Annotated in this window: 5 protein-coding genes and 1 riboswitch; all 5 genes read right to left on the bottom strand. The window is 37.7% G+C overall.

The features are described from left to right. Positions 1-100: 100 nt before the first annotated feature. On the bottom strand, positions 101-1,729 hold the full coding sequence (locus tag BN2425_RS04250) for a peptide ABC transporter substrate-binding protein (RefSeq protein ID WP_042455387.1): 1,629 nt from the start codon (positions 1,727-1,729) through the stop codon (positions 101-103). A gap of 161 nt (positions 1,730-1,890) precedes the next feature. Further along, a riboswitch (SAM riboswitch) is annotated at positions 1,891-1,995 on the bottom strand. A 142-nt stretch (positions 1,996-2,137) separates the two neighbouring features. After that, complete coding sequence (locus BN2425_RS04245; protein ID WP_042455386.1) at positions 2,138-2,905, bottom strand: HAD family hydrolase; 768 nt, start codon at positions 2,903-2,905, stop codon at positions 2,138-2,140. Then, positions 2,905-3,729, bottom strand: a complete 825-nt coding sequence (locus BN2425_RS04240; protein WP_042455384.1) for a carbohydrate ABC transporter permease — start codon at positions 3,727-3,729, stop codon at positions 2,905-2,907. The genes BN2425_RS04245 and BN2425_RS04240 overlap by 1 nt, the downstream gene beginning before the upstream one ends. 11 nt (positions 3,730-3,740) lie before the next feature. Continuing rightward, positions 3,741-4,703 (bottom strand): carbohydrate ABC transporter permease, encoded by a 963-nt coding sequence (locus BN2425_RS04235; RefSeq protein ID WP_081797997.1) that lies wholly within the window; start codon positions 4,701-4,703, stop codon positions 3,741-3,743. Between the two features lie 154 nt (positions 4,704-4,857). After that, complete coding sequence (locus tag BN2425_RS04230) at positions 4,858-6,114, bottom strand: ABC transporter substrate-binding protein (RefSeq protein WP_195891897.1); 1,257 nt, start codon at positions 6,112-6,114, stop codon at positions 4,858-4,860. Between the last annotated feature and the right edge of the window lie 147 nt (positions 6,115-6,261).

Below are 6,261 nucleotides of genomic sequence, written 5' to 3'. Positions count from 1 at the left end.
ACGCGGTGAACTGTTAAAGTAATTAGATGTAATAAGAGGCTGCCGAAGGGTTTTTCGACAGCCTGAAGTGCGGATTATCTGCACTTTTTTGTTGTTTCTATTATTCTGCTATTTTTTTAGCATAACGAAGATCCGGTTCCGATAGCTCAGCAAAACGGATTCCTTCAAACTTTTTGCTGACAAGAGCATTTTGAGCTGAATAGTAAATCGGCAGAATTGGCAGTTCATCCATCAAGATGTCTTCAGCTTGATGAAGAAGCTCATAGCGTTTAGCTTCATCCTGTTCAACTGTCGCTTTTTCCATCAATGAATCATACTCTGCATTGCTCCAGTTAGTGAAATTATTGGAGTCGGTTGAAGTATAGTGGTGGAGTACCCCAATCGGATCTAAAAAGTCTCCGACCCAGCCCATCCGTGCTGCTTGGAAGTTCTTTTGCTTGAAAGTATCAATAAAAGTCTTCCATTCCTGATTTTCTAGCTTCACTTCTACGCCTAAGTTTTGTTTTAACATTTCCTGAATGGCTTCAACAATCTTCTTATGGTTATCAGCCGTATTATATTTAAATGTAACAGGCGGTAATTCGGTTAGGCCTTCCTCTTCCAGGCCTTCTTTTAATAATTGCTTAGCCTTTTTCGGATCAAATTGGTAGTATTTGTCTGCTTCATCACGGAAATCCTTGCCTGAATCTGTTTTAACACCGTCTGGTACATACCCATATGCAGGTATTTCGCCTGCTTTTGATACGCTCTCGGTGATCGCCTTTCGGTCAATCGCATAAGAGAAGGCTTGTCTGATTTTTTTATTGTTAAATGGCTTTTCATTGACATTAAAGGTATACGTATAAACGCTAAATTGTGGATGTGAAACGAATTCTGGCGTGCTCTTCTCCTGCTCAATCGAGTCAATTGGGAGCTGTTTGATTAAGTCCAACTCGCCAGTTTTAAACATTTGATAGTAAGTAGTTGCATCCGCCACCATTTTAAAGTGGATGTCATCCATGGTAATTTCTTTCGCATTCCAATAGGTTTGGCTCTTAGTAAGGGAAAGCTCTGCATCATGTTTCCATTCTTTTACGGTAAAAGCGCCATTTGTTACTATGCCTGCCGCTTCCGCTGCCCAGTCTTTATTGGCATCTACTACTTTGGGGTTAACTGGCAGATAAGCTTCAGCCATCATAATTTTCGGGAAGAATTTAAGTGGGTTGGTTAGTTCAACCACCAATGTTTTATCATCTACTGCCTTAATGCCGACTTCGTCTACAGAACCACTTCCAGTATTGTAGGCTTGTGCTCCCTTAATATAATATAATGATGAAGCATCATAGGCACCCGTTTCTGGATTCAATACCCGTTTCCAAGAATATTCAAAGTCTTTTGCAGTCACTGGGTCCCCATTGGACCATTTCGCACCATCACGGATCGTAAAGGTATAGATTTTTCCATCTTCAGAAGTCTCAATTTTGCTTGCCGCACCTTCAACGATATTGCCTTTCTTATCATAGGTATACAAACCTTCATATAGGTGGTCAATGACCCAAAAGGAAGTTGTGTCTGAAGCAAAAGCAGGGTCTAAGGTATATGGTTCACCTGCAAGGTTTGTCGTAATTTCCTGCTTAATGTTTTTGGCCGCTTTGTCTGAAGCTTGACCAGCCTCTTGTTTGCCACAGCCGACAAGTCCGGTTACTGTAATCAAAATGGCTACAGTTATTACAAGTAAAACTTTTTTCATGTTGTTTCCCCCCATGGTGCTATATTTATTTTTTATTTGAGTGTGAAGAATCAAAAAATTATTTATATAATAATATTTTCACCTTCAAACCAACTAACAACAAAAAAAATCCTCTTTCTAGATAGGAAGAGGATTTTTACATACTAAATTATGCAATACTCTTCTTATCTATCAGGAAAAAATCCTGATGGAATTGGCACAGTGTTCCAAAGAACCCGCTGCCGAGACTTCATAGGGCCATTTCCCTCCGTCTCTCTCGATAAGAGATTTCACTATGTACTTATCACAAAGTAAGAATAATACTTTTCTAGTAAACCGTCAATATATTTTTCTAAAAAAATAATTTTGTGTATAGATTCAAAATATTCATGATAACGGATCCAGGAGAACCGTCTCCCTGGGCTTTGACTAAAATAAGAAGCTAAGTTCTTCTATTGATTGAATTACTACTTTTGGCAAGCCTAATTGATTTTCATGGTCAAACAATTGCCCTGTCTCTTTCATCCATTTCTGTTGATAAAATCCGATAAACAAAGGGTGCTCCATTCTCTGCATAGGAGGAAGAGTAAGTACTTCTTGAGGAAGTTTTCTGGAAATGAACACTGAACAAATATTTAGTTTATTAGCTAGATAGACATCGTGATCGATTCGATCCCCAACATGTGCCAAAACCGTTCCTTGGTTTAATAGCTCCGATAGAATCCGTTCATCCGGTTTAGCATAACCTATTTGATCAGGAGTAATAAAATAATCAAATAATCCGCTAAGCTTCAATGCTTCTACAACAGGCTGCTGGTATTTTCGATAACCATTCGTAACAATTGCCAGACGGATGCCTTTGCTTTTTATTCGAGTCAATGATTCAAGGAGATGATCCTCAAGTAAGTAGATTTTTGGAGAAACAGAATGTTTTTTTACAAGATCTTCGATACGGATTTCTAAATCGAGTTGATAATCCCTAAGAATTTTGCATAAAATTTCATCCCAATTATAGGCTTCGATCAATCTGTTTTGTTTCATCCGCAGGTTATGTTCTTCTATCATTACGGTTCGGACATCTAACTTTTTATTCGTGTTTTGAGAAATTAATTCACCAATTTCCGGAAAAACCCAGTTTCCAAACGGATTTTGCATCAACGTTCCGTCTAAATCAAATGTAATCCATCTCGTATCCATTATTTCAACGCTCCTGACGTTAAGCCTTCGATAAACATCCGGGAAGCAAAAATAAAAGCAATTAATAAAGGCAGTGATGAAATAGTCAAACCGGCAAATAATAAATTCCACTCCGTATCATATTCCCCAAAGAGAGTGAGCATTCCAAGGGGTATGGTTCTTAGTTCATCTGATTTGATAAATATTAACGGGTAAAAAAAGTCATTCCAAACGTTGACTAAATTGACGATTCCAACAATCGCAATCGGCGGCTTCATGATTGGCAGCATAATCTTATAATATACTTGGAAGTCATTGCATCCGTCTAAACGTGCAGATTGTTCCAGGTCTTTCGGCAACGTTCTAAAAAAGCCATAAAATAAGAATACTGCAAACGGAATTCCTCCCGCTACGTATACAGCAATGAGAGAAAAATGCGTGTTTAGCAAATGGAAATTTCTCATAATTAAGTAGAGTGGAATAATGGCCAGTTTCATAGGAAGCATAAGTCCAATCATAAAAAAGAAGAGGACAAACGGATTCCATTTAAACGAATACCTGGATAAATAATAGGCTGCTAGAGAGGAAACAAAGATTACGACAAATACCGATACTGCACTAACAATTATACTATTCCATATATATCCGGAGAAATTTACTTTTTCCCAGACAATACGATAATTTTCCAACGAGAAACTTTTGGGCAGGTTAAACGGCGAAATCATAATTTCGAGTTTAGATTTAAAAGAAGAGTTAATCATTAATAAAATAGGATACGAGATAATAATTGTCATAAACGCTAAAATCATGTATTTGAGGGTCTGAACAGGCCATTTTGTCCCCATATAAACACCACCTATCTTTCAAAATCTTTACGTTTGAAGTAAATCATTAAAATCGCTGTTGATAAAGCAATGATTAAAAACAATACCACTGCAATGGCTGAACCTAATCCAATTGATTGTCCACCCTCTACAGAACCAAATGCCAATCTATAAAAATATGTTCCTAACACGTCTGTTGAGTAATATGGTCCCCCTGAAGAGCCCTGCATGGCATAGATAAGCTCAAACGTTTCAAAGCATCCAATAAAAGTTAATATGGTCATGGTCATAATCGCATTCATTGTCATTGGAATTGTAATAGTGAAGATTATTTTAAAATTAGAAGCCCCATCAATTTTTGCAGCTTCAAATATTTCTTTATCGATTGACTGCAAACTGGCAAGAAAAATCAGCATTGAGAAACCAACACCAGCCCAGCCATTTATTAAAATAATGGTAAGAAGTGCTGTATCTGTACTTCCTAACCACGGCTGTGCCAGAAAATCCAGCCCTACTGATTTTAGAAAAAGGTTCAGGGCCCCAGATGTAGGATTTAAGATAAGACTAAAGAGGAATCCAATAACAATAACGGAAAGCAGCTTTGGAAGAAAGAAGATGGTCTTGAAGAATTCCTTTCCTCTGATTCTACTATGGATAATTAAAGCTAAAATATAGGCAGTAACTAATTCGGTACACACGTTAACGAAGAAAAAGGTCCAGTTATGTTTAAAGGCATTGACAAATGTCTCTTTAAAGGGAGACTCGGTAAATAAAGTAACAAAATTCTGAAGGCCGATAAATGTGTCGCGGCTGAAACCATCCCAAGAATAAAAGCTATTAATCACTGCTGTTATAAGAGGAAATAACTGAAAAGTTCCATATAGTATAGCAGCAGGTAATAGGAATAAATGGGCTAAATGTTTTCTGACGTTAAATGGTTTTTTCTTTGGTTTGGCAGATACTTCCGCTAAAGGTACTGTCTTTAATTCAGGCATGAAGATCCCTCCTTGTGTTAAAGGAGAGGCTGACCCATATTGACACAGGGTCAAACTTCACAATTCATACAATATCAAAATAGCCATTTGATATTGTCCTGTAAAGTCCTACTCCATTTTTTTGAGTCAGCCTCTTTACTCGTTTTTTCTGCTATTATTTTTTTGCAGCTCTTTCCGCGTTTTTCTGTGCCTCATCAACAACACCATCAACGGTTAATTTACCTAAATACATTCCTTGCAGCGCATTTTCAAACGTCGTTTTAGTTGTCGGCTCCCCTTCGCCAAAATGAACTAACATTAAATAAGGGGTTGAATTTTTGGCAGCAGCGGCCGCGATTTCTTTTACGATTGGATGTTTTGGAGTAACACCATTAACAGCACTTAACCGATTGGATTCTTCTGTAAATATTTGACCAAAATCTTTTGATGCTAAAAATTCCATGAAAAGCTTAGCTTGTTCTGGATGTTTGGTATTTTTTGCAGCCGCATAGGAACCGTCTACCCAAGTAGTTACAACCGGCTCACCGCCATCTTTAGACGCAAAACCAGGAATAACCCCAATCTTCATATCAGGCGCTGTTCCTTCGATGGTCGCCAGACGGTAATCCCCATTGATGTACATGGCTGCCTGACCTGTATAAAATAAAGTTTGGGCATCGTTATCTTCAAGAGCGATAAAATCCTTCGGGAAAAACTTCTCTAAATCTTTCATCCGCTGAACAGTCTCCACAAAATTTGGATCCTTCAGGTTGGTATTTCCCGACGTTACTTTATCAACGAAATCATTGTGCCCATAGGCATCTGGTCCAATGACTGCATGGGTCATGGATAATAGATAGGCAGCTCTTCCGGATTGAGCGATTGGAGTGATATTATTTTTCTTTAACTTTTCACATACGGCTAAAAACTCGTCCCAGGTTTTCGGTACCTTAATCCCTTGCTTATCAAATATTTCTTTATTATAAAAAATTACACCTGAATTTAATGAAAGTGGCACCCCATAGACCTTTCCATCACTGCCTTTTGCAGCCTCAAGATATTCTTGATTAATGTTTCCAATTTCCTTTAAATCGTCTAGCGGGAGTAAATAATTACTATCAGCAATTGTCTTGGCACCCGAATAAGGCCGGAGCTGCAGAATATCTGGACCATCTCCTGAAACAAGAGCATTTGATAAGATGGTGTTGTATTCCGTTGATTCGTACGGCTGAAAATCGATACTGATTTCAGGATGCTTTGCTTGGAATTTTTTAATTGCTTTTTCATACATATCACGATCTTCAGGCCTCCAGCTGTACATGGTTAACTCCACTTTCTCAGCTGTCTTTTCTCCTGTTTTACCTTCGTTATTGGTTTCTTCTTTACTGGTTTCTTTACTACTACAGCCAACAATGGCCAAGCTTAGAATCAAAAGAACCCCCCATATTAAAAACTGCTTAACTTTCATTTAATCAACCCTTTCTTTTTTATTTTTCTGTAATTTTCAAATTATCTGATAATAAAACTGTAAAATAATGTCACACTTATGTCAACATTTAATTTCAAAATAGTGATAATA

Origin of the sequence: Neobacillus dielmonensis, assembly GCF_000612665.1 — a bacterium.
Classification (GTDB): Bacteria; Bacillota; Bacilli; order Bacillales; family Cytobacillaceae; genus Neobacillus; species Neobacillus dielmonensis.
The sequence above is the reverse complement of the archived record's forward strand: the minus strand, read 5'-3'. Positions and strand labels throughout refer to the sequence as shown.

What these genes read in the sequence shown, in the direction of transcription:
- BN2425_RS04250 (WP_042455387.1), bottom strand. Translation starts at nt 1,729, where the DNA reads ATGAAAAAAGTTTTACTTGTAATAACTGTAGCCATTTTGATTACAGTA.
- BN2425_RS04245 (WP_042455386.1), bottom strand. Translation starts at nt 2,905, where the DNA reads ATGGATACGAGATGGATTACATTTGATTTAGACGGAACGTTGATGCAA.
- BN2425_RS04240 (WP_042455384.1), bottom strand. Translation starts at nt 3,729, where the DNA reads ATGGGGACAAAATGGCCTGTTCAGACCCTCAAATACATGATTTTAGCG.
- BN2425_RS04235 (WP_081797997.1), bottom strand. Translation starts at nt 4,703, where the DNA reads ATGCCTGAATTAAAGACAGTACCTTTAGCGGAAGTATCTGCCAAACCA.